Source organism: Kordia algicida OT-1, assembly GCF_000154725.1.
GTDB classification, from domain to species: Bacteria; Bacteroidota; Bacteroidia; order Flavobacteriales; family Flavobacteriaceae; genus Kordia; species Kordia algicida.
In genome coordinates this window covers 1,139,068-1,163,624 of sequence record NZ_DS544873.1, presented here as the reverse complement: position 1 = coordinate 1,163,624, position 24,557 = coordinate 1,139,068, and the positions used below count along the sequence as shown (strand labels likewise).

Here is a 24,557-nt window from a genome sequence, read left to right as displayed (position 1 = left end):
ATGAGCGTGTTATTTATTGTATAATAAGGTGACAAAACCGTGAATTAAATCAAGTTTAAACATGTTTTTTCGAGTTTCAGGATTGTTTTTTCCTCTTGTAAACATTTTAAATTTTTGTCCATCTTTATTTGGTTGCATGATGATTTTTGTTCCATCATCATTCAAAACTGCATTATTTCCTACAGCTTCCATATAATATTGTTGTGACTTGTCGATATACATTTTAATATCAGAATATTCACAATTCATCTGAATCGACTTAAAGTTATCCGCCAAATTATGAATCAGAAAATTACTTTTAAAGTCTTTAAATTCAGTGTTTTTCGTGATTTCTCCTATGCTAAATTTTGAAAATTCCGTGAGTAGAAATACATTTTCAAGTTGACCAATTAAACCGTTGGTTACGTTTCTAAATGCGTATTGACCGCCAACAATCTTTTTGATTTTTACACTTCCATTCATAAACGTAAAATTATTTTTATCGTTTATCAGCTCAAAAGCTTCTAGTGTTCCTTCGTTAAAAGCTGCTTCAATTTGATTGGTAAACGTACTTTTAAAATACACATTTGCATTTGTGGATGAAAAGCGAAACATCATGTATTTAGGAACGTATACTTCATAACTAGAACGAATTGTTTGTACATTTTTATGCGTTGTTTTATCAATATCTTTCAACGGAATTTTATCTTTTCCAGAAACGATATGTCCTGACATTTCTTGAATTGCAAGGTTTTTTTGAGAGATTTCGTTGTTAATGGCCGCAACCGTTTTATACTGATTTTCCTTTTCTGATTTTCCACCTATATCTTTGATAACCAAATGACTATTTCCACGCAAACGGTAGGAAAGATGTCCAATAGATGTTGCCGAAGCATTCCGTATGTATAAAAAGTTTTCGCCATTCATGTTGGACTGCATATCTGTAGAAATTTTAATTCCTTTGTAAATTTCTTCGATTTCATCTTGTGAATAGTTTTTAAAATTGACTACGAAATCGATTTTTACTTCATCTTTATCCCAAGTTTTGAAAGTCACGTCAATATTTTGTGTATCAAAACTTAACTTCGTTTTTTCATCAACCGAAAAGCTTTTTTGATACTTTTTTTGTGTCTGCGCTATCAATCCAAAAGAACTGATAAAAAGCAGTACGAGAAAGTTATATATTGTTTTGTTCATCTTGTAATCGCTTTAAATGTTGTTGAATTTCTTGCAAAAGTGACAAACGCATTTGCAAGTTTTTAATCATTTTTTCAAGTGTAGTCAAACTGTTTTTTTGTACTAAAAACTCTTGTTTTAATTCTTGATAAGACGCGTCTAAGTTTTCCAAGCGTTCTTTGTACTTTTTGACCAAATGTGTATCGTTTGCCGTAAGTTCAAATGATTTCCATTCGTCAGCAATGCTTTGCAAATACTGATCTTCAATAGATTTCATTTCGGTAAACAGTGACGATTCTTGTATTTCTTCTTTACCGTAATTTGTGTATATAAAAGCGCCAATTCCTATGAATAAAACACATGCTGCAGCAATGTTTTTCCAATAATAGAATTTGCTTTTGGGAGCAGGAATTCCTTCAGTTGTTGCTAATTTTTCTAAAAATTCAGCACGATGTCCTTTTGGTAACTTTGGCGTTTCCGCAGTAACATCTTTTTCGTTAAGTATATCTTTTATATTCTTCATGATATTTTATGTTTTAAAAAATCATTTAAGTTGTTTTTTAATTTTGTTTTTCCGCGCATCAATTGTGTGCGTGATGTCCGTACAGGAATGCTCAATATTTCTGAGATTTCTTGATGATCGTAACCTTCTATCAAATACAATTTCACAACATATTTATATTTAATTGGCAAGTTTTCTATAGCTTGAAGAATTTCTTGTTTGGTAACTTCTACTTTTATTTCCCAAGAAGCATCATCTTCAATAATTGTCAATATTTCATCATTCATTTCTTCATATAACAACGATCGTTTTTTAAGCGTATCCATACATTGATTGATAATAATTCGCTTCAACCAAGCACCAAAAGCGACTTCTCCTTTGTATTGTTGCAATCGTATAAATGCCTTTAGAAATGCTTCTTGCATCACATCTTTTGCGTCTTCCCGATTCGAAATATAACGACAGGCAATACAATACATCGCGTCAGCATATAAATCATAAAGCTTTATTTGTGCTTTCCGATTTCCCTGCATACATTTTTTTAAGATTCCTAAATGCTGTTGGCTCATTCGTTTGGTTTGTGTTCTATAGTAAAGACGACATTATTTTTGAAGCGTTTCATTTTTTTCGCTTCGCTCAATTAAAAGATTTAAAAATTCAATGATTTAAGGTTGTTTCTGAGATTATTATTTGATTTATTATAAAAAGCTAAATGCATTCTAAAATGAATTTGAGTGTTGTTTGAAAGTAATTAATACATTTTCAAATTTTCAAATTGTCACATTAGAATTCAAGCATCACTGTCGCTCAAAACATGTTCGTATTTCAATTTGAATTTCTAATTCTTCTTAGAACTTGACTAATACCTAATACCCAAAAGCCAATACCTGCAATTTTTTCGCTTCGCTCAATTAAAAGATTTAAAAATTCAATGATTTAAGGTTGTTTCTGAGATTATTATTTGATTTATTATAAAAAGCTAAATGCATTCTAAAATGAATTTGAGTGTTATTCGAAATTAATTGATACATTTTCAAATTGCCACATTAAAATTTAAGTATTAATGTCGCTCAAAACATGTTCGTATTTCAATTTGAATTTCCAATTCTTCTTAGAACTTGACTAATACCTAATACCCAAAAGCTAATGTGACGTCCTGAAAGACTCTTACATTTAAAATTTAGCATTTTACATTTAACATTTAGCATTATAAAACGTAATTTCGTTTAAATCTATCAAATAGCACAAAAAACTTGAGTTCAAAACCAACACATAGATCTGCCTTACATGAAAAAGATGGTGTTTCACAACCCAATTTTATCAGCAAATCATCAGTAGCTTCTATCAAAAAGAATAGAAGAAAACAACCTTCTGTGGACGAATTGGTTCAAGGAATTCTGAATCAGGATAAAGTCGCGCTAAGTCGTGCTATCACTTTGGTGGAAAGTAAAAACACTACACATTTGGCAAAAGCAACTGAAATTATTGAACAGTGTTTGCCACATGCCAACAAGTCTATTCGAATAGGAATTACAGGCGTTCCAGGTGTTGGAAAAAGTACGTTTATTGAAGCATTTGGAAAATATTTGACAGGTTTGGGCAAAAAAGTTGCCGTATTAGCTGTTGATCCGAGTAGTTCTATTTCTAGCGGAAGTATTTTAGGCGATAAAACCCGAATGGAAGATTTGGTAAAAGACGAAAATGCATTTATTCGTCCGTCTGCTTCTGGAGATTCGCTTGGTGGCGTAGCACGAAAAACGCGCGAAACGATTATTTTATGTGAAGCCTGTGGTTTTGATACCATTGTGATTGAAACCGTTGGTGTTGGACAAAGTGAAACCGCGGTACATAGTATGGTCGATTTCTTTTTATTATTGAAATTAGCTGGCGCTGGAGACGAATTGCAAGGAATTAAACGCGGAATTATTGAAATGGCAGATGCTATTGTGATTAATAAAGCTGATGGTGACAACGTAAAACGTGCGCAAATGGCACGAACTGAATTTAAGCGCGCATTGCATTTATATCCTCAAAAAGCTTCTGAATGGCTTCCTAAAGTGGTGACAGCTTCTGCATTGAAACAAAAAGGAATTGATGATGTTTGGCAAATGATTGAAGCTTTCCGCGAAAGTACCAAAGCAAATAATTATTTTGAAACACATAGAAAAGAACAAAACCGTTTTTGGTTATTACAAACCATTGAAGAACGCTTGAAACATAACTTTTACAATAATCCTGATGTAAAAAAACAACTTGACTCTTATTTAAACGCTACCGAAAATAGTACGATTTCTCCGTTTAATGCAGCGCAACAGTTGTTGAAATTGTTATAGGCATAAAAAAAAGCGAACCGAAGTTCGCTCAATTCATATAATTTTTTACTTTTTACAATTCACAATCCCAAACAGTATGGCATTCTGTGTCTGTGCAATCTCTTTCAGTCGGACAGTCGCACCACGAGTTTTCTGTCCAATGGCAACCATATAAAGTGTCATTTCCTCCTTTTAGTTGATTTTCATGTAAGTTTGAGATTGATTTTTTGTTTAATGCTAATGATTTCAGCTTTCTTTTTTTCATGGTATACATTTTAATTTAATGGTTATACCCTAAAGTTAGTAAAATGTTAAACAGTTGGTTCCTCTTTATCAAATACTTAACATTTTATTTTCTGTAAAACTACGCATATTTCCGAATCAAAAATTGTCGCAGTTTAAAAATTATTCCTCCATAGATGCCGCCGACAATCATTCCTGTGAAGACATCACCTGGAAAATGAACTCCTATGTAAATTCGGCTATAGCCAACTAATGCTGCCCAAAATAGTAGTATAAAAATGAGGTATTTGTAATGTTTTTGTAAAACCAAACCTATAAATGTTGCCAAAGCCATTGCGTTTGAAGCATGACCAGAAAAGTAGCCAAATTGTCCTCCACAATACGATTTTACCAAACGCATGTGCGCTATCAAATCGGCAGTATGACAAGGTCTTGGACGTAAAAAGAGTGTTTTTTTGAACAGATTTGCCGTTTGATCGGTAATTGTAATTAATAGCGCCACCAATACTAACGTGAAGAATATTTCTTTCTTTTTGTGTGTTTTTAAGATGAGAATCAACAAGAAAGCATACAACGGAATGGCGTAATATTTATTGGTGATAAACATCCAAAAGCCATCCCAAGTTTCTGTTCCGAGTCCGTTTAAGAATAAAAATAATTCTTTGTCGTAGTTTACTAATTGATCGATCATAAGAAAGGATTAATCTTCGTAACGAGCCAACTCACGATCGTAAAAATCGTTTGCTGCTTGAAATAAGTTTTCAGCTTCGGAAGAAAGTTCTTTTTCATCTTCTTTGTCAAATTCTTCCAACCATTCTACTTCATCATTTTCTAGATTGATGATGAATCTTGGGAATTCGGTATGTACGATAAAAATCGCATTAGGATAATCGGTATTATCGCCTAGTAAAAATTTAGGAAACTCCATGAACTGTTTGCTTATTAATAAGTTTTTTTGATAAATAATTGAATCTAATATACAATAATATTGCAGAAGTCGTCAACCCTGCGAGTAAACCAATCCAGATGCCTGCGCTTTTGTATGTTGTATATAAACCGAGATAGAACGAGATGGGAAAACCAACAATCCAATAAGCAAAAAAGGTAATGATTGTTGGAATTTTCACGTCTTGTAAACCTCGTAAAACGCCTAAACCAACGACTTGTATGCCATCGGAAATTTGGAAAAATGCAGAAACTAATAAAAGTTCTGCTGCAATCATAATTACTTCTTGATTGTCTACGAAGTTGACAAGATCAGTTTCGTTGACGTATAATGTTGGAAACCAACTATTCAATAACATAAACATAATCGCAAAAAACACATCTATTATAAATACTAAAAGAAATAGTGACAATGCAATACGGCGCAATTCTGAGAAACGTTTCAAACCTTTCTGATTTCCTACTCTGATTGTTGCCGCAACACTTAGTCCCATCGCCACCATAAACGTCATTGACGATAGGTTTAACGCAATTTGATTTGCCGCTTGAGAGTTCTTTCCTAAAATACCAGATAACCAAATAGCCGCCGTAAAAATGGCTACTTCAAACAACATTTGTAACGATGACGGAAATCCAAGCGAAATGATTTTTTTAAAGACCGATTTCTGTATTTTCTTAAAATTAAAGTTGGTAACGTATTGCTTGAATTTTTTCTTGTATCGTAGTAATAACCATAAAAAAGCTAACATGACAATTCGCGATGCTAACGTTCCAATAGCTGCACCAATGATTCCCCATTTTGGAAAAATCCATATACCGAAAATTAAGAAATAATTGATGGTAATGTTTACCACATTTGCCAATAATGTTGCCCACATGGCGTATTTTGTTTGTGATAATCCGTCAGCAAATTGCTTAAACGCTTGAAACATTATCAATGGAATCAACGAAGCTGCTACCAAGTTTAAATATGGCATGGCAAGTTCGACAACTTCATCTGGCTGATCCATTTTATACATTAATGGTTTTGCAAGCATGACACCCAAAAATACCGCGATTCCGATAATCGTACAGAGAATTAAACCGTGTTTCAACGCGCTTTTTACTTTTGCTTTGTTTCCTTCGGCATCAGCTTCTGCGACCAAAGTGGTAATTGCTGTAGAGAATCCGATTCCAAGAGACATGGCTATGAACAAAAAACTATTTCCCAAAGAAACGGCGGCAAGTTCTGCCGTTCCTAATTGTCCCACCATGGCATTGTCAACAAAACTCACAAAAGTATGTCCCAACATTCCTAAAATGATCGGCGAAGCAAGTTTAAAATTATACGCAAATTCCTTGGTGTAGTTCTGTAAGAGCACTGATTTGTATTTAACGTGGCAAATATAGAATACTTCTAAGTTTTACGACTATTGTTTTTAGTGAATTTACCCTTGCTGTTTTATAAATTGAACAGATTAGTTTTTTAAAATAGAAAGACAAGTGTTTTTTTTTGGCTGTGAGTCAACTTAATTTTATGTTGGAAAATTGTGAGCGGCTTATATTATTTATATCACAATTATTAACTGTAAAAAACTTATCATTATGAAAAAAAACATTTTAAACATTAAAGGTGTTGCTGCGATTTCAAAAGAGCAACAAAGCCAAATTAATGGTGGAGCTGGATATGATTTATCTAAATGTGGATGTGATTGCGCAGGACGCGTAACGGGTCCTAAATATTGCCCATGGTTTATGGCTTGTCCGCAAGTATACACATGTGGTAGCGATATTTAATTCAAACCTTTTTTTTTAAAAGCATTTTATTAAGTAAAATATGGTCATTCTTTTGACTGACATATTTAAGGGAAAGAGAAGGCTTCACGATATACATCTGGAGCCTTTTTGATAATTAGATATTCGCAAATTGTTAAAACTATCTTTCTTCTCTTACTATAAAATGTATCGTATTTACAACATACAAAGGTGTTCCCTGAAAAACCTGAAATAGAGTAAGGATAATTACTAAAATTAATATCATGAAAAAAAACATTTTAAACATTAAAGGAGCTAAAGTAATTTCAAAAGCAAACCAAAGTACCATTAATGGTGGTGCAGGTTGGAGTTTTGGTGGTGATTTGTCTAAATGCGGATGCGATTGCGCAGGACGTGTAACTGGTCCGTTTTACTGTCAATCTCAAATAGCTTGTCCACAAGTTTACACTTGTGAAGACAGCCAAACATCATAAACATTCTAATTAGAGTTTTATTTACCAAGTATTAAAAAAGGCTTCTTTTCATATGATAAGAAGCCTTTTTGCTATATTATTTTTTTTAAAATCACGATCCTGTTGGACAATGATCTAAATCATTTGAGGTAGATTGTGTTTTTCCTTCTTTTGGTGTTCGTGATTCTTCGGCTAGACAATCAACACCAGTTTGATTTCCTTTTCCGATAATGAGGAAAGAGTTAATTTTTGCTACTTGTATTTTTTTGAGGGCTAAAATTTTTCTTTGGGTCTTCATATGATAAGTGTATTTATTAGTTTCACTCAATATACACAACTAAACGTTATGAATCTTATAAAAAGTCTTGCTATTTTATAAATTGAACAACCTAATTTAACGTATTTTTTTGAGGTATGTAGAAGGATTCTCGCCTGTTTTCGCTTTGAATGCTCTTGAAAAAGATCCGTGACTTTTGTAACCAACTTCTTTGGCTATTGCTTTGATAGTATACATGCGAAATTTCTTATCTTTTTCTAATCTATCCAACGTATATTGAATACGCAAATTGTTTAAGTATTCTGTAAAAGTCATTTTTTTATGTGTATTGAGAAGACTTGATAAGTAAGTTGTATTTGTTTCTATTTTTTTGGCGGTAGCGTATAAATTGTATTTTGGATTTAAGTAAAATTCTTGTGCTTCAAGGTTTTTCAGTTTTTGGAGAATTTCATCAACTGTTTTATCACTTTTGATAGCATTCTGTGGTTCTTTTTTCTCTTTTTTCTCCGCAAGGACTTCGTGCTTTTCAGCTATAACTTTTTCAGTTTTCTTTTTGTGGAATTGTCTGTACAGTAAAAAACCAAAGAGTCCTGTAACAGCTAAAGCGATCATTAAAAACGTATAGAATCGCTTTTCATCTTTTTGATGTTGTGCTTCAAACTTATTTTTTATTTTTTCAATTTCGTATTGTGTCGCCGTTTGTATAATGGTTTGTTTGTTTCCGTTGGCGAGAATGCTGTCATTAAAATCACTAGACTTTTGCCTGTAACGAGATTCTTTTTCAAATTGTTTTGTGTTTTTATAAATGGTAGCTTTTAACTGTAACACATTCAGGTAGTCACTTGCTAGCAACTGATCGGCTTCATAGCGTATTTCTAAATCATTTAATAATGCCAAAGCTTCGGTTGTTTCTCCTTTTTGAAAATGATAATCTGACAATAAATATATGATTTTAGAAATTTGTTTTTCATTGTGTAAGTCTTCAAAAATCTTTTTCGATTTTGTAAGGTTCTCATACGCTTCTGGGAAACTTTTTTGTGCTGTATGCGTTTTTCCTTTGAGTTCAAATAGATAGGCTTTTCCTTCAATATCATTAAAATAATTGGCAATAATAATTCCTTTATCAATGTATAGCATTGCAGAATCTAGCAATTTTTCTGCTTGGTAGGCTTTCGCCAAAAACATGTGATAGTTGATATAATTTTCTACATAATTTATAGAATCTTTTTCAATGAGTTCCTTTTGCTCGATGGTAGTTATGGCTTCTTTAAAACTTGCTTTGGCTTCTTTGAAGTTTTTTAAGTCTAAGCTTAAAATTCCCATGTTTCCGTTAATGTTTATTAGTTGCATGGTACGTTTGTTACGCGTTGCGACTTCATAAGCATCTAGCAGAATGCTTCCAGCTTTGTATTTGTTACCCAATTCTATTTCGGTCGTCGCAATGGCAACTTTTGTTTGAATGTAACGTGCACTATCAGCATCATCAGAAATATGTTGCAATGCTTTTTCATATTCCTTCATGGCGTTTTTGTAAATACCTCTACTTTGGTAAAATTCTCCCAAATAAAAATGTGAACGATATATATGAACGGAATCATTAAAGGTTTTTGCCTTGTGATAATATTCCATTCGCAATTGCATCATGGAATCTGTTTCAATTCCTTGATGATTTAAAATTGCCAACTCTGCTGCTTCTAAAATTTTAGCAACATCGTTTTTGGCATCCTTTTCCTGTGAAGTGTTGGCGCAAGAATAAAGTAAAAAACTTAGTATGAATATGAGCAATAATCGGTTCATGTAGAAAAATTAAATCCAAAAAGAAATATACTTTTTTTAGCATTATGACAATATATATTTCTTACTTTTTTTCTTAAAGTTTGAAATTCACATTGTAAAGGTTTTAATTTGTGTATAAAACGTAATTATAATTCCCTTATAAACTACACTTTAAGATATAAATTATACTCTAAAAGTCCTTTTGAGGTGATTATGACTCTCTAAAAAGAAAACCGATATGACATTGAAACCGCAATCAAAAAACAAACTAATTTTGGTATTGTTTTTATTGTTCGCCTTTTTAGCTTCTCCAGATGCTACTGCACAGCGAAAGAAACGAAAGAAAGACAAAAAAGAAACTACTGAAAACGTAACTTCTAAGAAAAAAGGTAGTAAAAAATCTATTGAAGATTTGACAAAGAAAAGTAAAAAGATGGAAGGTCTTTTTACCATATATCAAGACTCTCTTACTGGAAGCATTCGCATGTTGGTTTCAAAAGATCAATTGGAAAAAGATTTTATCTATTTCAGCCAAATAAGTGATGGAGTTAGTGATGCTAATCAAATTAGAGGATATTATAATGGTGCTAAAATCTTTACGGTTAAGAAGTATTTTAATAAAATTGAATTCGTTTCTAAAGACCATTCCTATTATTTTGATCCCAAAAGCCCTTTAGCCAAATCTGCCAACGCGAACATCAGTGAAGGTGTGATGGCGAGTATTAAAATTGAAGCTTCTGACGATAAAAAAGGATTGTATTTAATTAAAGCTGATGATTTATTTTTAAAAGAAACATTCACACAAATCAAATATCCGAGATACCCAGGACAATCGCCTTTTGCATTTACACTTGGTGCTTTAAATAAAGGGAAATCTAAAATTAATAAGATTAAAAACTATCCTGAAAATACGGATTTAGTGATTGATTATGTATACTCAAAAACGTCTACTTTTAATGGTGGCGGAGAAGGTGTAACTGACGGAAGAAACGTAACTATTAGAGTGAATCATAGTTTAATAGAAGTTCCGAAAAACACATATACACCTCGATATGATGACCCTAGAGTTGGTTATTTTACGACACAAGTCAACGATATGACAACAGATTCTCCAACACCGTATCGTGATTTGGTACACAGATGGCATTTAGAGAAAAAAGACCCAAATGCTACAATTTCTGAACCTGTTGAACCAATTACTTGGTGGATTGAAAACACAACGCCTTTAGAAGTTCGTGAAATTGTAAAAGAAGGAGTTTTAAAATGGAATTTAGCCTTCGAAAAAGCGGGTTTTAAAAACGCAATTATTGTAAAAGTACAACCTGATGATGCCGAATGGGATGCTGGAGATATTCGCTATAATGTATTGCGTTGGGCTTCTTCACCTGATCCTGCTTTTAGTGGATACGGACCAAGTTTTGTGAATCCTAAAACTGGTCAAATTCTAGGTGCTGACATCATGTTAGAATATTCTTCGATAAGCGCCTTAACTTTTTTAGATAAGGTTTACACAAATGGTAATGCTAAAAAAGGAGGATATTTTGAAGATGAAAACGACCAATTAGCTTTGCAAAATCATATGAAATATTGTTCGTTTGGTAATTTAATGAGCGAGAATAATATGTTTGGTTCTACGGCTTTAAAATTGCATGATGCTTCTCCTGAAGCTATGAAAAATATGAAAAGAGAAAGCTTATTAAGCTTAGTGATGCATGAAGTTGGACATACGTTAGGATTGAATCATAACATGAAATCAAGTCAATTGTTTTCTCCTGCACAACTTGCAGATAAAGATTTCATTCAAGGAAAAGCATTAGCGGGTTCTGTAATGGATTATGAAACAATTAATGTGACAAATAATCCTTTAAATCAAGGACATTACTACTCTCCTACACTTGGTCCATACGATTACTGGGCAATTGAGTTTGGATACAAACCTGTAAAAACATACAAAGAATTAGATGATATTTTGAAACGATCAACCGAACCTTCATTAGTTTTTGGTAATGACGCTGATGATATGAGAAATCCAGGGAAAGCAATTGATCCACGAGTGATGACAGGTGATTTATCTAACGATCAAATTACCTATTCTATTAATAGAATTGAACTTGTAAATGCTATGATGAAAGACATCAAACCTAAATTTTCATCATATAATAAATCATATCAACAAATGAGAAGCGCTTTTTATTACACTTACTATCAAAAAATAAGAGCTTCCGATGTAATATCTCGTTTTATTGGTGGTGTGTATGTTGACAGAGCTATGCACGGACAAGTTGGTGCTACACAACCATTTACACCAGTAAGTTATGCCGATCAGAAAAGAGCCATGAAAGCTTTGGAAGATTATATATTTTCTCCTGACACCCATAAAAGTATTCCACAGGAAATTTTTTCACACTTAGCGAGACAACGTAGAGGTTTTAACTTTTTTAGCGGACCAGAAGATCCAAAAATTCATTCCTATATTTTATACAACCAAACCAATGTATTACGTCACATTTTGCATTATCGTACGTTACAGCGTATGGTTGATTCTGAATTGTACGGAAATGACTATAAGATTCAGGAATTTATGAGTGACTTGAATAAAGCTATTTTTAACAAAGACATCAACACTTCTGTGAATTCTTTTAGACAAAATTTACAGATTGAATATACAAACATGTTAATCGAGATGTTAACAGGAAAATCTAACGGACGTTTTAATAATATTGCGAAATCGATGGCAATTTATAACTTGAAAACCATCAGAAAATTTGCAGGAAACGGTTTGGGTGATCTAGCTACAAAAGCACATAAAACACACTTAAAAACCTTGATTGACAACGCGATGAAAGAGATAAAGTAGTTGTGAGTTATGAGTTGTGAGTTATGAGTTGTGAGTTATGAGTTATGAGTTATGAGTTATGAGTTATGAGTTATGAGTTATGAGTTATGAGTTATGAGTTATGAGTTATGAGTTATGAGTTATGAGTTAAAATACTTTTTCTTTTAAAATTTAGTATTCTTGATTTAACATTTTAACTTCATTATTCTATATTTTATAAATTAAAAATCGGCATTTATGTCATCAAAATGCCGATTTTTTTGTGTTTAGAATAAAGTTAATTTTCAAAATACAACGCATTTCCATCAACCCATTCGTTGGTTATTTTTAAAAGTCATAAAAAAAGCGAACCCATTTGAGTTCGCTTATACAATTGTAAAACAGTATAATAGTTGTTTTTTTATTCAGAAATTATTATTCTAGGAAAGAAACTACATTCTCCTCTATACGATTCAAAATATTAGAAACATCAGCTTTTTTAAAAGTTTCTCCTGTAATATTTTCATATAATTCTATATAACGATCAGAAACCGAATTGATATATTCGTCACTCATAAAAGGAACAGTTTGTCCTTCCTTTCCTTGAAAGTCATTATTGATAAGCCATTGACGAACAAATTCTTTTGAGAGTTGTTTCTGTGGTTCCTGTTTTTTCTGTAATTCTTCATACGTATCTGCGTAGAAATAACGAGAAGAATCTGGTGTGTGAATTTCGTCGATTAAAACGATTTTTCCATCTTTTGTTTTTCCGAATTCGTATTTGGTATCCACCAAAATTAAACCACGCTCTTTGGCGATTTTTGTGCCTTCTTCAAATAACAAACGTGTATAGTTTTCTAACTGAGCGTAATCTTCTTCAGAAACAATTCCTTTGGCTAAAATTTCCTCACGAGAAATATCTTCATCGTGTTCGCCCATTTCTGCTTTGGTTGCTGGCGTAATGATTGGCGAAGGAAATTTATCATTTTCAATCATACCTTCTGGCATTTCTACACCACATAATCTACGTTTTCCTGCTTTGTATTCGCGTGCTGCATGACCAGAAAGATAACCACGAATCACCATTTCTACTTTAAAAGGTTTGCACATATGACCAATAGCAACATTCGGATCTGGTGTCGCAATCAGCCAGTTTGGCACCAAATGTTCAGTTGCTTTCATCATTTTAGTGGCAATCTGATTCAGAATTTGTCCTTTAAACGGAATTCCTTTGGGCATCACTACATCAAATGCCGATAAACGATCTGTGGCAATCATAACCAGCAAATCATCATTAATTGTATATACTTCACGTACTTTTCCTGTGTATTTTGCAGTTTGATTCGGAAAATTAAAGTTCGTAGCCGTAATTGTGTTACTCATTGTTGTTGTGTTGTTGTTGGGTTTTGGGTTTTGGGTTAAAAATACTTTTTCTTTTAAAATTTAGTATTCTTGGTTAACGTTTTAACTTCATTATTCATTATTCATTATTCGTTATTCGTTGTTGCTTCTCACTAAGACACATTTTACCACGAATTCACGAATTATTTTTGTTTGACGCTCTTTGTGACTTCAATTGGCACAAATTTTTTAGCTCGTTCGAATTTTCACTCATAACTGAAAACTCACAACTCATAACTGAAAACTCACAACTCATAACTTTTTTGTTTTTCGTTTTCTATGGATTCGTTATTTACCATTCGTTGATTTGTTCTTTGAAACTATTTAAAATTCAACATTTAGCATTTAAAATTTAAAATTCCATCAATTCTGATGCTCAATACTCTTATAGGCTTCAATCACTTTCTTTACCAATCGGTGTCGTACGACATCTTTATCATCCAAATAGATAATTCCAATTCCTTTGATATCTTTTAAAACTAACAACGCTTCTTTTAATCCAGAAATAACGCGTCTAGGCAAGTCAATTTGCCCAGGATCGCCCGTAAGCATGAATTTTGCATTTTTCCCCATACGCGTCAAAAACATCTTCATTTGCGCATGTGTCGTGTTTTGTGCTTCATCTAAAATTACAAAAGCATTATCTAAAGTACGCCCACGCATAAACGCCATTGGCGCAATTTGAATGGTACCATCTTCAATATATTTTGCTAATTTTTCTGGCGGAATCATGTCGCGCAACGCATCATACAACGGTTGCATGTACGGATCTAACTTTTCTTTTAAATCTCCTGGCAAGAAACCTAAACTTTCTCCAGCTTCTACCGCAGGACGTGTTAAAATGATTCTTCTTACTTCTTTATTTTTTAAAGCTCTTACGGCTAATGCAACTCCCGTATACGTTTTTCCTGTTCCCGCAGGTCCAATAGCAAACACCATATCGTTCTTGTTCATCAACTCTACTAACTTTCGCTGATTGGCAGTAATGGCTTTGATTAATTTCCCATTATGACCATGCACTAACGTTTCGCCACTTGAAGCAGATGTGTCATAATCTTTAGAACTTTCACTGGTAAGCACACGTTCTATCACATTTTCATCAATTTTGTTGTACTTCGCAAAATGTTCCATAAGCATCGTTAAACGCTTATCAAATTCTTCCAATAAGGCTTCATCTCCGTATGCTTTTATCTTATTTCCTCTGGCTACAATTTTGAGTTTTGGGAAGTATTTTTTCAACAATTCGATGTTGGTATTTTGGTGTCCAAAAAACTCTCTTGGACTGATCTCAGAAAGTTCAAAAATAATTTCGTTCAAAAGCGACTCGTATTAAGGTTAGATTTCCGTTTTGTTTTTTTAGATTTGCATAGCAAACTTACCATTTTTAAATAGATTAATTTTAAAAAAATATCAACAATTCGCCAATGGCAATAATAACACTGACAACTGATTTTGGGGAGAAAGACCATTTTGTGGGCGCAGTTAAAGGAGCTATTTATAGTGAACTGAGTGATATTCGTATTGTTGATATCTCACATAGCGTGAATCCGTTTAGCATTACAGAAGCTGCGTATATTATCCAAAATGCCTTCAACAGCTTTCCTAAAGGTAGTATTCATATTATCGGAATCGATTCTGAACTGAATCCCGAAAACAAACATATTGCCGTAAAGCTAGATGGTCATTTTTTTGTCTGTGCTAATAATGGAATTATGAGCTTGATTGCCTCTGAGATCGTTCCGGAAAAGATTGTAGAAATAAATATTCACGATCGTATTGAGACCAATTTCCCTGTATTAGACGTTTTTGTAAAAGTTGCCTGCCATATTGCACGTGGCGGAACTTTGGAAGTGATTGGGAAAACTATTCACGAAATCAAACATTTAACTGGTATCAAACCTGTAGTAAATACTGATGAAACGCAGATTATAGGAAACGTAATTTATATTGACAATTACGGAAATGTGGTAACTAACATCACTAGAAAGATATTTAGAGACGTTGGAAAAGGACGAAATTTTGAAATTTCTGCTCGTAATTATAAATTCAAAACTATTCATGAGCGTTATAGTGATTCCATCAATTTTAATTTAGAAAAACACAAACGTGAAGAAGATGGTAAAAAACTAGCGTTGTTTAATTCGGCTGATTTTTTAGAATTGGCCATATATAAAAGTAATCCGCAAACTGTTGGAAGCGCTTCTAGCCTATTCGGATTGCGATTTAGAGATACGATAACTATTAATTTTTCAATATAATATGTTTGTACGCATAGTAAAGATGAGCTTTCACTCCAAATACATTCCTGATTTTTTGGCAATGTTTGATGAAAAAAAAGCATCAATTAAAAACCGTGAAGGTTGTGAGTTTTTAGAATTATATCAAGATAAAAACAATCCTGAAATCTTCTTCACGTACAGTCATTGGAGACATGTAGACGATTTGGAAGCGTATAGAAACTCAGAATTATTTAAAAACGTCTGGAAACAAACCAAAGCCATGTTTAACGACAAACCGTACGCGTGGAGTGTTGATAAATTAGTGAGTTTATCTTAATAAAAATACTAGAATCCATTCCGCATCGTTACTGAACTGTGCATCACAAACAATTGTAAAAAAAGAACGCAATGCTCGCCATACTTCGTAAAGAAATCAATTCCTTTTTTTCCTCATCCGTAGGATATTTGGTAATTGCCTTATTTTTAATTCTCAACGGATTATTCTTATGGTTTTTTAAAAGTGAATTCAATATTTTTAATTACGGATTTGCCGATTTAACACCATTTTTCACGCTAGCTCCGTGGATTTTTATCTTTTTAATTCCCGCGATTACCATGCGAAGCTTCTCGGAAGAAAAACGCTTAGGAACACTCGAATTATTATTGACAAAACCCATTTCAGGTTGGCAAATTGTACTCGGAAAATACTTTGGCGCGTTTGTACTGATTCTTCTTGCCATGATTCCAACACTTTTATACGTATATACCGTTTGGAATTTAGGAAATCCGGAAGGAAATCTCGATGTTGGTAGCACACTTGGCTCCTACTTTGGATTGTTATTCTTAATTGCCGCCTATACAAGTATTGGTATATTTACATCAACGCTTTCGCAGAATCAAATTGTGGCGTTTATAGTTTCAGTTTTTATCTGTTTTGTCATGTATTTTGGATTTGAAGGTATTGCAAATGCTGGTATTTTTGGAGACTTCAGTACTTCTGTAGAAAAAATAGGCATGAAACGACACTTTGATAGTATAGCGCGCGGTGTGATTGATACAAGAGACGTAATCTACTTTCTCAGCGTGACCATTTTCTTTTTATTCTTAACTGTATTACAACTAAAAAAACGATAAGTTTGAAGAAAGAACTCCATACGAGCACAAAAATAGTATTGGTCCTTATCGGATTAATCATTCTAAACGCTATTTCTAGTAGTATATTTACACGTTTTGACTTAACCCAAGACAAACGTTATACACTATCAGAAGCTTCTAAAAACACGGTTGCAGAAGTAAATTCGCCGATCATTATTGATATTTTCCTAAAAGGTGATTTGCCTTCAGAATACAAGCGTTTGGCAGATGAAACAGAACAACTCTTAGAAGAATTTTCTGCATACAACTCCAACATTAAATACAATTTTGTCGATCCTGTCAAAGAAGGTGCAGAACAATATTTAACCACAAACGGATTGAATCCGAGATACGTTACCGAAGAAATTGCAGGAAAAGTTACTCAAGAAGCCGTTTTTCCATGGGCAATTGCCAATTATGGAAATAAAACCGTAAAAGTGCCGCTTTACAAGAACAATCTGGCGAATTCTGATGAAGAAAAAATTGCAAGTTCGGTGCAACATTTGGAATATGCGTTCGCGGATGCGTTTACCAAATTAACATTAATTGATAAACAAACGATTGCCGTTTTGAAAGGAAACGGCGAATTGGACGATGTGTATATTGCTAGTTTTCTACAAACGCTGAAAGATTATTACAAAATTGCGCCTTTCGATTTAAGTGCATTTCCTGACAATCCTGAGAAATCGTTAGAAAATTTGAATCGTTTTGACTTAGCCATTGTTCCAAAACCTACCAAAGCATTTTCTGATAGTGAAAAATACATTTTAGATCAATACACGATGCGTGGCGGAAAATCCTTGTGGTTGGTTGAAAATACCGTTGCCGAAATGGACAGTTTGTACAGTGAAAGTGGTTCAACTTTGGCTTTTCCTAGAGATTTACGCCTGAATGATTTTTTCTTCGAATATGGCGTTCGTATCAATCCGAAATTAGTGAACGATGTACAATGTGCGCCAATTATTATGGCTGTTGGTGAAGGAAACGAAACACAATATTTACCGATACAATGGCGCTACAATCCGTTGGTAAAGCCTTCTGGAAAGCATCCAATTACAAATAATACCAACTTGGTTCGCTTTGAATTTGCCAATCAAATTGACACACTAAAAAGTAGTACAAAAAAGACAATTCTATTGAAAAGTTCAGCAACATCAAAACTTGAAGGTGTTCCGAAACCGATTTCATTATCTGTGATAGAAAACGAACCAAAATTAGAAGCTTACGAAGGCAAAGGAGATTATAATTTAGCAGTTTTGTTAGAAGGAACTTTCGAATCTGTTTACAAAAATCGTGTAAAACCTTTTCCGCTTGCAGATGCAAAATCACAAGGAGCATCGAAAATGTTGGTCATTGCGGATGGCGATTTGATAAAAAACCAAGTCACTCGCGGAAGACCACAAGAATTAGGTTTTGATGTTGTGACAAAGCGACAATACGGAAACAAAGAATTCTTGTTAAATTCGGTAAATTACCTTTTAGACAATAACGGACTTATAAACATTCGATCGAAAGAATTAAAATTAGCGTTTTTAGATCCTGAAAAAGTGATTGACCAAAAAACCGACTGGCAACTGATAAACATTGGACTTCCGCTTGGTATTCTCGCACTTTTCGGCTTCCTATTTAACTACCTTCGAAAGCGCAAATACGCAAAATAGTTGTTAATAAGTTTCCTTTCTTTACAAAGACTTTTGAGATATATTTGTAAGAATATAACGAGGTGATTCTTTTTACGTGAATTTACTGCTGAAAAGCTATGTAATTTAACTTGGAAGAATTATTTTTGAACATTAAATAGAACACAAACACATGAAATTTATTGTATCAAGTACATACTTATTAAAGCAGCTTCAAGTTTTAGGAGGCGTTATTAATAATAGCAATACGTTACCTATTTTAGATAATTTCCTTTTTCAACTGAATGAAAATGAACTAAAGGTTTCGGCTTCTGATTTAGAAACAACCATGTCATCCGTTTTAACGGTAGAATCAGACAGCACTGGAAATATTGCTGTTCCTGCGAAATTATTATTAGATACTTTAAAAACATTTCCTGAGCAACCATTAACGTTTGTTGTGGAAGATAATAACACGGTTGAAATCAGCTCAAATCACGGTAAATATGCTTTAGCATACGCAGATGGAAATGAATTTCCTGCGTCGGTTGAATTGAAAGAACCAAGTGCTACAACTATTGCTGGACATGTTTTATCAACAGCAATTAGTAAAACTATCTTTGCTTCTGGAAACGATGATTTACGACCTGTAATGAGTGGTGTTTTTTTCCAGTTTTCACCAGAAAACCTAACGTTTGTTGCCACTGACGCACACAAATTGGTAAAATACCAACGTACAGATTTACAAGCATCGCAAGTAGCAGAATTCATCATGCCAAAGAAACCTTTAAATTTATTGAAAGGAATTTTAGGCGGAAGCGAAGACGATGTTGTGATTGAATATAATGATAGCAACGCAAAGTTTACGTTTGATAATACAGTGTTGGTTTGTCGTTTAATCGATGGAAAGTACCCAAATTACGAAGCGGTAATTCCAAAGGAGAATCCAAATAAATTAGAAATTAATAGAAATCAATTTTTAAACTCTGTACGTCGTGTTAGTATTTTCTCTAACAAAACAACGCATCAAATTCGTTTGAAGATTGCTGGAGCAGAATTGAATATTTCTGCAGAAGATATCGATTACTCTAACAAAGCTGAAGAACGCTTAACGTGTGATTACCAAGGTGATGACATGCAAATTGGTTTCAACTCTCGTTTCTTAACGGAAATGTTGAATAATTTAGGTGCAGATGATGTTTCATTAGAAATGTCATTGCCAAATCGCGCTGGAATTCTAACTCCAATTGATGGTTTAGAAGAAGGCGAACACATCACAATGTTGGTAATGCCAGTAATGTTGAATAACTAATAAAGGAATTAGGTTTTGGAGATTAGGCATTAGTCGTTTTCAAAACCACCAAAAGTATTTCTGACCCGTCCTAAAAAACCGTTACAGTTATTTAGGATTAAAAATAGTTAAAACACAGATAAGACAGCTGTCTTATCTGTGTTTTTTCTTTTATAGGTTTTTATGTTGACTTTATTTTGTTTGTGCATCTGTTCTGGAGTTAGCATTTGACATGATAAATGCGGTCTTTTGGTATTATAAACTTTAATACTCTGTTGTACTATTTTCTTCATTAGTTTGATGTCTATTTTAGAGGTGCCCATCAAAAACTCTTGTTTCAAGATTCCGTTGATTCGCTCTGCTACTGCATTTTGATATGGATCATAGGATTCTGTCATACTACATTTAATATGACTCTTAGTTAATATTCTTTGATATTGATTACTACAATATTGTAAACCTCTATCAGAATGATGTATTAGCCTTTCCTTGGGATATTTTCTGTTTTTAACAGCTTGCTTTAATGCTTTTATAGAACTATCTACTGCCAAGGTATTTGATAGATAATACCCAACGATCATCTTAGAATATGCATCTGTAATAAGCGATAAATACATGGGATTAGCTCGATTACCTACATAGGTAATATCTGCTACCCAAACTTGTTCTGGTCTGTTTACATCTAAATTCTCTATTACATTGTTATGTTTTCTAAACCGATGATGAGAGTTAGTAGTGATATGATAGCTCCGCTTGGGTTTAATCAACATATGATTTGCCTTTAAAATAGCAAATAAACGATCTCTGCCGACACCTAAACTACGTAAAGACTCTTGTAGAATATGATATAACTTCCTTGTGCCAATGCGTGGTTGCTCTATTCTAACAGATTGAACCAGCTCTATCACATCACTAGCAATACACTGTCGTTTCTCTTTTGAACGTATCGCTCGGTAATATACTTGCCTGCTTACCCCAAGTAACTCACAAGTAGATGAGATACTTTCTCTGTAATGTATTCTAAACATATCGATTACTTGGGTTTGGAGTTTTTTCTGATAGGAATATTAAACTCTTTTTCTGCTAAATCAATCATCATATCAAACAAAATAGCTTTCTTGTCAGCACGCTCCGCCAGATGTTCTGCACGAGCCTTCTGCTTTTCTAACAGTTTGATTTTTTCTTCTAATTCTAAAATCTTTTGTTCTGGAGTCTTTGTCATAGAAAGTGGAGTTTGATTATGCCAATCAAAGTTACCATATTTTTTTAACCAAGTTCTGATGGTAGATCCAGATTGTATACCATACTTTGATAAGACTTGTGAGCGTGTCAGTTTGCCCTGTTCAATCTCTTGAACTACTTGGAGTTTAAAAGATAATGAATAATCTTTTTGAGTACGTTTTACATAATTTGTTTTCATTACGCTTAAAATTTAGTGTAACGCTATTTCAGGACGAGACAATAATATAGAAAAAGCCGTTGTACATTTTACAACGGCTTTTTTATGTTTTTTTGTTAGCTAGTCTAACAAATCTAAGTAAGTCTAAAAATCTAATAGCAAAGCGGTCTCACGTCTAACAGCGTAAGCGATCTAAAATCTAACTTACGATAAAAACTGCATCGATAACGGATAATTTGGTTCTTCGCCATTACTCACTTTGATCGCATTTACAATTGGCATGACAAACGACAAAATTCCCACAGCAATAAGTGTTAAAATTCCGAGTCCGAAAGCAAAAATTAGTGGAATGCTTACAATTGCATAAATTATCATACTGATTTGAAAATTGATAATTTGTTTTCCTTGATCGTCCATTTCATATACATCATTTTTATTACTCGCCCAAAGAATTAGTGGAATGATTAAACTCCCAAAACCAATTACAAAAGTTGAAAGTTGGGTTAAATGTGTAATGACCATTAATTGATTATCTTTTCTTCTCATGATTGTGTTTTTTATTGATTGATATAAATATGACGTAGAAAAATTAATTTTGTTACACTTTTTATTTTTAACACTGCTCAAAAAGTTATTTTTCAAGGGAAAAAGTTACTTAAATCTCTAAATAAAAATCAAAAAATTAACTCAATTCTTCAACCAACTTCTCCAATATAATAACACAACGATCCAATTGTTCTTGCGTTACAAACTCATTTGCACGATGCGCTTGATCGATACTTCCAGGTCCACAAATAATACTTTCAAATCCGGCTTCATGAAACTGTCCAGCTTCAGCAGCATACGCAACTGTTTTCCAACTGTGATTTCCTGTGAGTTTTTGCATTAATGCAACTATACTATCTGTTTCTTTCGTATCTAACGCAGGAACTGGTGGATGTACCAACGTATTGGTTATTTTAAAATCAGCAAACTTTTTTTGAACTTCAGCTTCTCTTTCAGCACAAAAAGCATAATAATCTTTAAATATTTGATGAATATCATCTTTTGGAATGACACGTATATCCCATTCAAAACGGCAATAATCTGCAACAATATTCGTCGCAACACCACCTTTTATTTGTCCGACATGAATCGTAGAATGTGGCGGCACAAAGCGATCATCTACAGAAGTATTTGCAATGGTTTTCATTTTATTTTCCAACCAAAGTATCAATCGTGTACTTTCATGAATAGCACTTACTTCTTTATGAATTCCGCTACTATGTCCCGCAGAACCGTTGACTTCTGTTTTTACATAACAAACGCCTTTTTTTCCGATGACAGGTTCTAACATGCTTGGCTCACCAATAATCGCATATTTTGGAGTTTCTTTATAAGTCGCTTTCATATGTTTTATCAAATCTGGCGCAGCCAAACAACCAATTTCTTCGTCATAACTAAAAGCAAAATAAATTGGTTTTTTCAAATCAGCTTTTATCATTTTTGGCAAAACTGCCAAACAGCACGCTACAAAACCTTTCATATCACAACTACCTCGTGCATAAAGTTTACCATTCTTTTCAATAAGTGTAAAAGGATTTGTATCCCAAATTTGGCCTTCAACAGGCACAACATCTGTATGACCCGAAAGAATAGTTCCACCATCAACTGCAGGACCAATTCTACAGTGTAAAGAAGCTTTTGTATTTTCATCATTTGGAACCAGTGTTGTTTTAATTCCATACGATTCTATATATTCTTGAATCCAATGAATGATACTTAAATTACTTTCGCCTCCTAAAACTGGGAAACTTACCAAGTGACTTAATATTGTAGTTGCGTTCATAATTAATGATAGCCTGTTAATACTGCTATGATGAGTGTGATTGCTGAAAAAATAAATATGGTTAAAGCGACAGGAAATATAAATCGAAACCAACGATCTATAGGAACGCGACACATACTTAGCATCGCAATGAGTCCGCCAAGTGTTGGATTGATTAAGTTAGAAACGCCATCGCCAATTTGAAATGCCAAAATAGTAGTTTGTCGTGTGAGTCCAATGACTTCTCCTGATGGAATCATCACGGGTAACGTTGCCAATGCTTGTCCGCTTCCTGATGGAATAAAGAAGTTAATAAAACTCTGCGATATTGCCATACCAACGGCAGAAATATACAAGGGCATATCTTTCAATAACTCTGATAAATGAAATGAAATTGTATCGCTAATATGTCCCATTTCTAACAATACTTTTATCGTAGTTGCAAAACCTACCATAAAAGCGCCTGGCGCTACATATGATACCGATTTTAATAGTGTATCACTAAACATATTAGTGTTCATTTTTCCTATAATTCCCGAAGCAATCGCGATCATGAGAAACACCGCAGAGATTTCATTGAGATACCATTTTAGATTAAAAACACCATATAAAATCGCTCCTAAACCTAGCATAAATACAGAAATTACCAGCCAATTATTCGTTGAAATGGTATATTCGTTGATCGGTTTTGATAATGAAATACCATCAATATTCAATCCTTTTCCTAGACTTTTTTCTGGATTTTTAGCAATTTTCTTTAAATATCTTACATTGTAAAACGCCAAAAAACCAAGCGCACTAAAACATAAAATACTTCGCAATAATGCACCCGAAAATAATGGAAGTTCTGCAATTTTATGTCCAACACCAACCGTATACGGATTTATGGGAGACAATCCGAATCCAATTGTAATCGCGCCAACCGAAATTCCCGCAGCTAATATTAAATCGCCACCAAGTGCCAAAGCTACCACAGCTGCAATTGGCACCATCGCAATGTTGTGTTCATACCCTACAAAAACGCCCAATGCGCCATAAATAAAGGTCATAATGACAACGGCGAGATATTTTTTTTCCTGTCCGAGTTTCTTCACAAACGTTCCGACTGCATTTTCAATCGCTTTGGTACGTTCCATGATACCAAACATAATTCCACCAGAAAAAACAACAAACATGACTTCTGCAGCCGCTTTAAAACCTAAAGGTATGGCTTTAAACATGTCTAAAAATCCTATCGGTGTGCTTGGAATGGTTGTGTACGAATTTGGTATGACACGATTGCGACCGTCCACTAGCATACGTTTAAACTCTCCCGCAGGAATTAGATACGTTAACAATGTAACAAAAACGATAATGATAAATACAATTACGACAGCATGCGGAATATGTTCATACCATTTCTTCGTGTTTTTTAAGGTTGTGTTCAATAGTATTGGTTGTGTTTGAAAATAAAAG

At 33.5% G+C, this 24,557-nt stretch carries 25 protein-coding genes; 9 read left to right on the top strand and 16 right to left on the bottom strand.

Going from position 1 to position 24,557, the window contains the following annotated elements; genetic code table 11:
• Nucleotides 1-9: 9 nt before the first annotated feature.
• From KAOT1_RS04880 to KAOT1_RS04870, 3 genes are read right to left on the bottom strand one after another with little or no spacing between them, the layout of a single operon-like run.
• A complete protein-coding gene (locus KAOT1_RS04880; protein ID WP_007093608.1) occupies nt 10-1,176 on the bottom strand; it encodes a hypothetical protein in 1,167 nt (388 codons plus the stop codon).
• Nucleotides 1,157-1,678, bottom strand: a complete 522-nt coding sequence (locus KAOT1_RS04875; protein ID WP_007093607.1) for a hypothetical protein — start codon at nt 1,676-1,678, stop codon at nt 1,157-1,159. Before KAOT1_RS04875 ends, KAOT1_RS04880 begins: the two co-directional genes overlap by 20 nt.
• The gene (locus tag KAOT1_RS04870; protein WP_040559332.1) at nt 1,675-2,226 is read right to left on the bottom strand and encodes an RNA polymerase sigma factor; all 552 of its coding nucleotides are present in this window, start codon (nt 2,224-2,226) and stop codon (nt 1,675-1,677) included. The genes KAOT1_RS04875 and KAOT1_RS04870 overlap by 4 nt, the downstream gene beginning before the upstream one ends.
• 684 nt (nt 2,227-2,910) lie before the next feature.
• Here KAOT1_RS04870 and meaB point away from each other — a divergent pair.
• On the top strand, nt 2,911-3,990 hold the full coding sequence (meaB, locus tag KAOT1_RS04865; RefSeq protein ID WP_007093605.1) for a methylmalonyl Co-A mutase-associated GTPase MeaB: 1,080 nt from the start codon (nt 2,911-2,913) through the stop codon (nt 3,988-3,990).
• A gap of 52 nt (nt 3,991-4,042) precedes the next feature.
• Here meaB and KAOT1_RS22735 read toward each other — a convergent pair whose 3' ends face one another.
• The 4 genes from KAOT1_RS22735 to KAOT1_RS04850 all read right to left on the bottom strand — a co-directional run bounded on the left by KAOT1_RS22735 (nt 4,043) and on the right by KAOT1_RS04850 (nt 6,518).
• Complete coding sequence (locus tag KAOT1_RS22735; protein ID WP_157560046.1) at nt 4,043-4,234, bottom strand: class I lanthipeptide; 192 nt, start codon at nt 4,232-4,234, stop codon at nt 4,043-4,045.
• Nucleotides 4,235-4,333: 99 nt separating this feature from the next.
• On the bottom strand, nt 4,334-4,903 hold the full coding sequence (locus tag KAOT1_RS04860; RefSeq protein WP_007093603.1) for a phosphatase PAP2 family protein: 570 nt from the start codon (nt 4,901-4,903) through the stop codon (nt 4,334-4,336).
• 9 nt (nt 4,904-4,912) lie between these two features.
• Nucleotides 4,913-5,140: a hypothetical protein gene (locus KAOT1_RS04855; protein WP_007093602.1), complete on the bottom strand. Its 228-nt coding sequence runs from the start codon at nt 5,138-5,140 to the stop codon at nt 4,913-4,915.
• Entirely contained in the window at nt 5,127-6,518 is a 1,392-nt protein-coding gene (locus KAOT1_RS04850; RefSeq protein WP_007093601.1) for an MATE family efflux transporter, read from the bottom strand. The genes KAOT1_RS04855 and KAOT1_RS04850 overlap by 14 nt, the downstream gene beginning before the upstream one ends.
• 223 nt (nt 6,519-6,741) lie before the next feature.
• On the opposite strand from KAOT1_RS04850, the gene KAOT1_RS04845 reads away from it, so the two are divergent.
• A complete protein-coding gene (locus tag KAOT1_RS04845; RefSeq protein ID WP_007093600.1) occupies nt 6,742-6,933 on the top strand; it encodes a hypothetical protein in 192 nt (63 codons plus the stop codon).
• A gap of 242 nt (nt 6,934-7,175) precedes the next feature.
• Nucleotides 7,176-7,385, top strand: coding sequence for a hypothetical protein (locus KAOT1_RS04840; protein WP_007093599.1), 210 nt, complete (start codon nt 7,176-7,178; stop codon nt 7,383-7,385).
• 91 nt (nt 7,386-7,476) lie between these two features.
• On the opposite strand, the gene KAOT1_RS04835 is transcribed toward KAOT1_RS04840, so the two are convergent.
• Both KAOT1_RS04835 and KAOT1_RS04830 read right to left on the bottom strand, forming a co-directional pair.
• Nucleotides 7,477-7,662, bottom strand: a complete 186-nt coding sequence (locus tag KAOT1_RS04835) for a hypothetical protein (protein ID WP_007093598.1) — start codon at nt 7,660-7,662, stop codon at nt 7,477-7,479.
• A gap of 96 nt (nt 7,663-7,758) precedes the next feature.
• Entirely contained in the window at nt 7,759-9,438 is a 1,680-nt protein-coding gene (locus KAOT1_RS04830) for a helix-turn-helix domain-containing protein (RefSeq protein ID WP_007093597.1), read from the bottom strand.
• A gap of 217 nt (nt 9,439-9,655) precedes the next feature.
• Here KAOT1_RS04830 and KAOT1_RS04825 point away from each other — a divergent pair, with 217 nt between their 5' ends.
• Nucleotides 9,656-12,274: a zinc-dependent metalloprotease gene (locus KAOT1_RS04825; protein WP_007093596.1), complete on the top strand. Its 2,619-nt coding sequence runs from the start codon at nt 9,656-9,658 to the stop codon at nt 12,272-12,274.
• 393 nt (nt 12,275-12,667) lie between these two features.
• On the opposite strand, the gene KAOT1_RS04820 is transcribed toward KAOT1_RS04825, so the two are convergent.
• A complete protein-coding gene (locus KAOT1_RS04820) occupies nt 12,668-13,615 on the bottom strand; it encodes a phosphoribosylaminoimidazolesuccinocarboxamide synthase (protein ID WP_007093595.1) in 948 nt (315 codons plus the stop codon).
• 381 nt (nt 13,616-13,996) lie between these two features.
• The gene (locus tag KAOT1_RS04815; protein ID WP_007093594.1) at nt 13,997-14,950 is read right to left on the bottom strand and encodes a PhoH family protein; all 954 of its coding nucleotides are present in this window, start codon (nt 14,948-14,950) and stop codon (nt 13,997-13,999) included.
• Between the two features lie 107 nt (nt 14,951-15,057).
• On the opposite strand from KAOT1_RS04815, the gene KAOT1_RS04810 reads away from it, so the two are divergent.
• From KAOT1_RS04810 to dnaN, 5 genes are all read left to right on the top strand, one after another.
• Complete coding sequence (locus KAOT1_RS04810; protein WP_007093593.1) at nt 15,058-15,891, top strand: SAM hydrolase/SAM-dependent halogenase family protein; 834 nt, start codon at nt 15,058-15,060, stop codon at nt 15,889-15,891.
• Nucleotide 15,892: 1 nt separating this feature from the next.
• Nucleotides 15,893-16,189: a putative quinol monooxygenase gene (locus KAOT1_RS04805; RefSeq protein WP_083777287.1), complete on the top strand. Its 297-nt coding sequence runs from the start codon at nt 15,893-15,895 to the stop codon at nt 16,187-16,189.
• Nucleotides 16,190-16,260: 71 nt separating this feature from the next.
• The gene (gldF, locus tag KAOT1_RS04800; RefSeq protein WP_007093591.1) at nt 16,261-16,986 is read left to right on the top strand and encodes a gliding motility-associated ABC transporter permease subunit GldF; all 726 of its coding nucleotides are present in this window, start codon (nt 16,261-16,263) and stop codon (nt 16,984-16,986) included.
• Between the two features lie 2 nt (nt 16,987-16,988).
• Entirely contained in the window at nt 16,989-18,647 is a 1,659-nt protein-coding gene (gene gldG, locus KAOT1_RS04795) for a gliding motility-associated ABC transporter substrate-binding protein GldG (RefSeq protein WP_007093590.1), read from the top strand.
• Nucleotides 18,648-18,798: 151 nt separating this feature from the next.
• Nucleotides 18,799-19,917, top strand: a complete 1,119-nt coding sequence (gene dnaN, locus KAOT1_RS04790; RefSeq protein WP_007093589.1) for a DNA polymerase III subunit beta — start codon at nt 18,799-18,801, stop codon at nt 19,915-19,917.
• A gap of 107 nt (nt 19,918-20,024) precedes the next feature.
• On the opposite strand, the gene KAOT1_RS04785 is transcribed toward dnaN, so the two are convergent.
• The 5 genes from KAOT1_RS04785 to KAOT1_RS04765 form a co-directional block, all read right to left on the bottom strand.
• The gene (locus KAOT1_RS04785) at nt 20,025-20,924 is read right to left on the bottom strand and encodes an IS3 family transposase (protein ID WP_007092993.1); all 900 of its coding nucleotides are present in this window, start codon (nt 20,922-20,924) and stop codon (nt 20,025-20,027) included.
• Nucleotides 20,925-20,929: 5 nt separating this feature from the next.
• The gene (locus tag KAOT1_RS23395; protein ID WP_007092873.1) at nt 20,930-21,316 is read right to left on the bottom strand and encodes a helix-turn-helix domain-containing protein; all 387 of its coding nucleotides are present in this window, start codon (nt 21,314-21,316) and stop codon (nt 20,930-20,932) included.
• A gap of 183 nt (nt 21,317-21,499) precedes the next feature.
• On the bottom strand, nt 21,500-21,841 hold the full coding sequence (locus tag KAOT1_RS04775; RefSeq protein WP_007093588.1) for a DUF4870 domain-containing protein: 342 nt from the start codon (nt 21,839-21,841) through the stop codon (nt 21,500-21,502).
• A gap of 136 nt (nt 21,842-21,977) precedes the next feature.
• Nucleotides 21,978-23,123 carry an acetylornithine deacetylase gene (gene argE / locus KAOT1_RS04770; RefSeq protein ID WP_007093587.1) on the bottom strand — a complete coding sequence of 382 codons (1,146 nt, stop codon included), beginning with the start codon at nt 23,121-23,123 and terminating at the stop codon, nt 21,978-21,980.
• A gap of 2 nt (nt 23,124-23,125) precedes the next feature.
• Nucleotides 23,126-24,529: a YfcC family protein gene (locus tag KAOT1_RS04765; RefSeq protein WP_007093586.1), complete on the bottom strand. Its 1,404-nt coding sequence runs from the start codon at nt 24,527-24,529 to the stop codon at nt 23,126-23,128.
• Nucleotides 24,530-24,557: the final 28 nt, after the last annotated feature.

Excerpts from the sequence above, each read along its gene's own strand:
- KAOT1_RS04830 (WP_007093597.1), bottom strand. The coding sequence starts at position 9,438 with ATGAACCGATTATTGCTCATATTCATACTAAGTTTTTTACTTTATTCT.
- KAOT1_RS22735 (WP_157560046.1), bottom strand. The coding sequence starts at position 4,234 with ATGAAAAAAAGAAAGCTGAAATCATTAGCATTAAACAAAAAATCAATC.
- KAOT1_RS04825 (WP_007093596.1), top strand. The coding sequence starts at position 9,656 with ATGACATTGAAACCGCAATCAAAAAACAAACTAATTTTGGTATTGTTT.
- KAOT1_RS04855 (WP_007093602.1), bottom strand. The coding sequence starts at position 5,140 with ATGGAGTTTCCTAAATTTTTACTAGGCGATAATACCGATTATCCTAAT.
- KAOT1_RS04835 (WP_007093598.1), bottom strand. The coding sequence starts at position 7,662 with ATGAAGACCCAAAGAAAAATTTTAGCCCTCAAAAAAATACAAGTAGCA.
- KAOT1_RS04810 (WP_007093593.1), top strand. The coding sequence starts at position 15,058 with ATGGCAATAATAACACTGACAACTGATTTTGGGGAGAAAGACCATTTT.
- KAOT1_RS04785 (WP_007092993.1), bottom strand. The coding sequence starts at position 20,924 with ATGTTTAGAATACATTACAGAGAAAGTATCTCATCTACTTGTGAGTTA.
- KAOT1_RS04870 (WP_040559332.1), bottom strand. The coding sequence starts at position 2,226 with ATGAGCCAACAGCATTTAGGAATCTTAAAAAAATGTATGCAGGGAAAT.
- KAOT1_RS04845 (WP_007093600.1), top strand. The coding sequence starts at position 6,742 with ATGAAAAAAAACATTTTAAACATTAAAGGTGTTGCTGCGATTTCAAAA.
- argE (WP_007093587.1), bottom strand. The coding sequence starts at position 23,123 with ATGAACGCAACTACAATATTAAGTCACTTGGTAAGTTTCCCAGTTTTA.
- KAOT1_RS04880 (WP_007093608.1), bottom strand. The coding sequence starts at position 1,176 with ATGAACAAAACAATATATAACTTTCTCGTACTGCTTTTTATCAGTTCT.
- KAOT1_RS04875 (WP_007093607.1), bottom strand. The coding sequence starts at position 1,678 with ATGAAGAATATAAAAGATATACTTAACGAAAAAGATGTTACTGCGGAA.
- KAOT1_RS04775 (WP_007093588.1), bottom strand. The coding sequence starts at position 21,841 with ATGAGAAGAAAAGATAATCAATTAATGGTCATTACACATTTAACCCAA.
- gldF (WP_007093591.1), top strand. The coding sequence starts at position 16,261 with ATGCTCGCCATACTTCGTAAAGAAATCAATTCCTTTTTTTCCTCATCC.
- dnaN (WP_007093589.1), top strand. The coding sequence starts at position 18,799 with ATGAAATTTATTGTATCAAGTACATACTTATTAAAGCAGCTTCAAGTT.
- KAOT1_RS04820 (WP_007093595.1), bottom strand. The coding sequence starts at position 13,615 with ATGAGTAACACAATTACGGCTACGAACTTTAATTTTCCGAATCAAACT.
- KAOT1_RS04840 (WP_007093599.1), top strand. The coding sequence starts at position 7,176 with ATGAAAAAAAACATTTTAAACATTAAAGGAGCTAAAGTAATTTCAAAA.
- KAOT1_RS23395 (WP_007092873.1), bottom strand. The coding sequence starts at position 21,316 with ATGAAAACAAATTATGTAAAACGTACTCAAAAAGATTATTCATTATCT.
- KAOT1_RS04805 (WP_083777287.1), top strand. The coding sequence starts at position 15,893 with ATGTTTGTACGCATAGTAAAGATGAGCTTTCACTCCAAATACATTCCT.
- KAOT1_RS04860 (WP_007093603.1), bottom strand. The coding sequence starts at position 4,903 with ATGATCGATCAATTAGTAAACTACGACAAAGAATTATTTTTATTCTTA.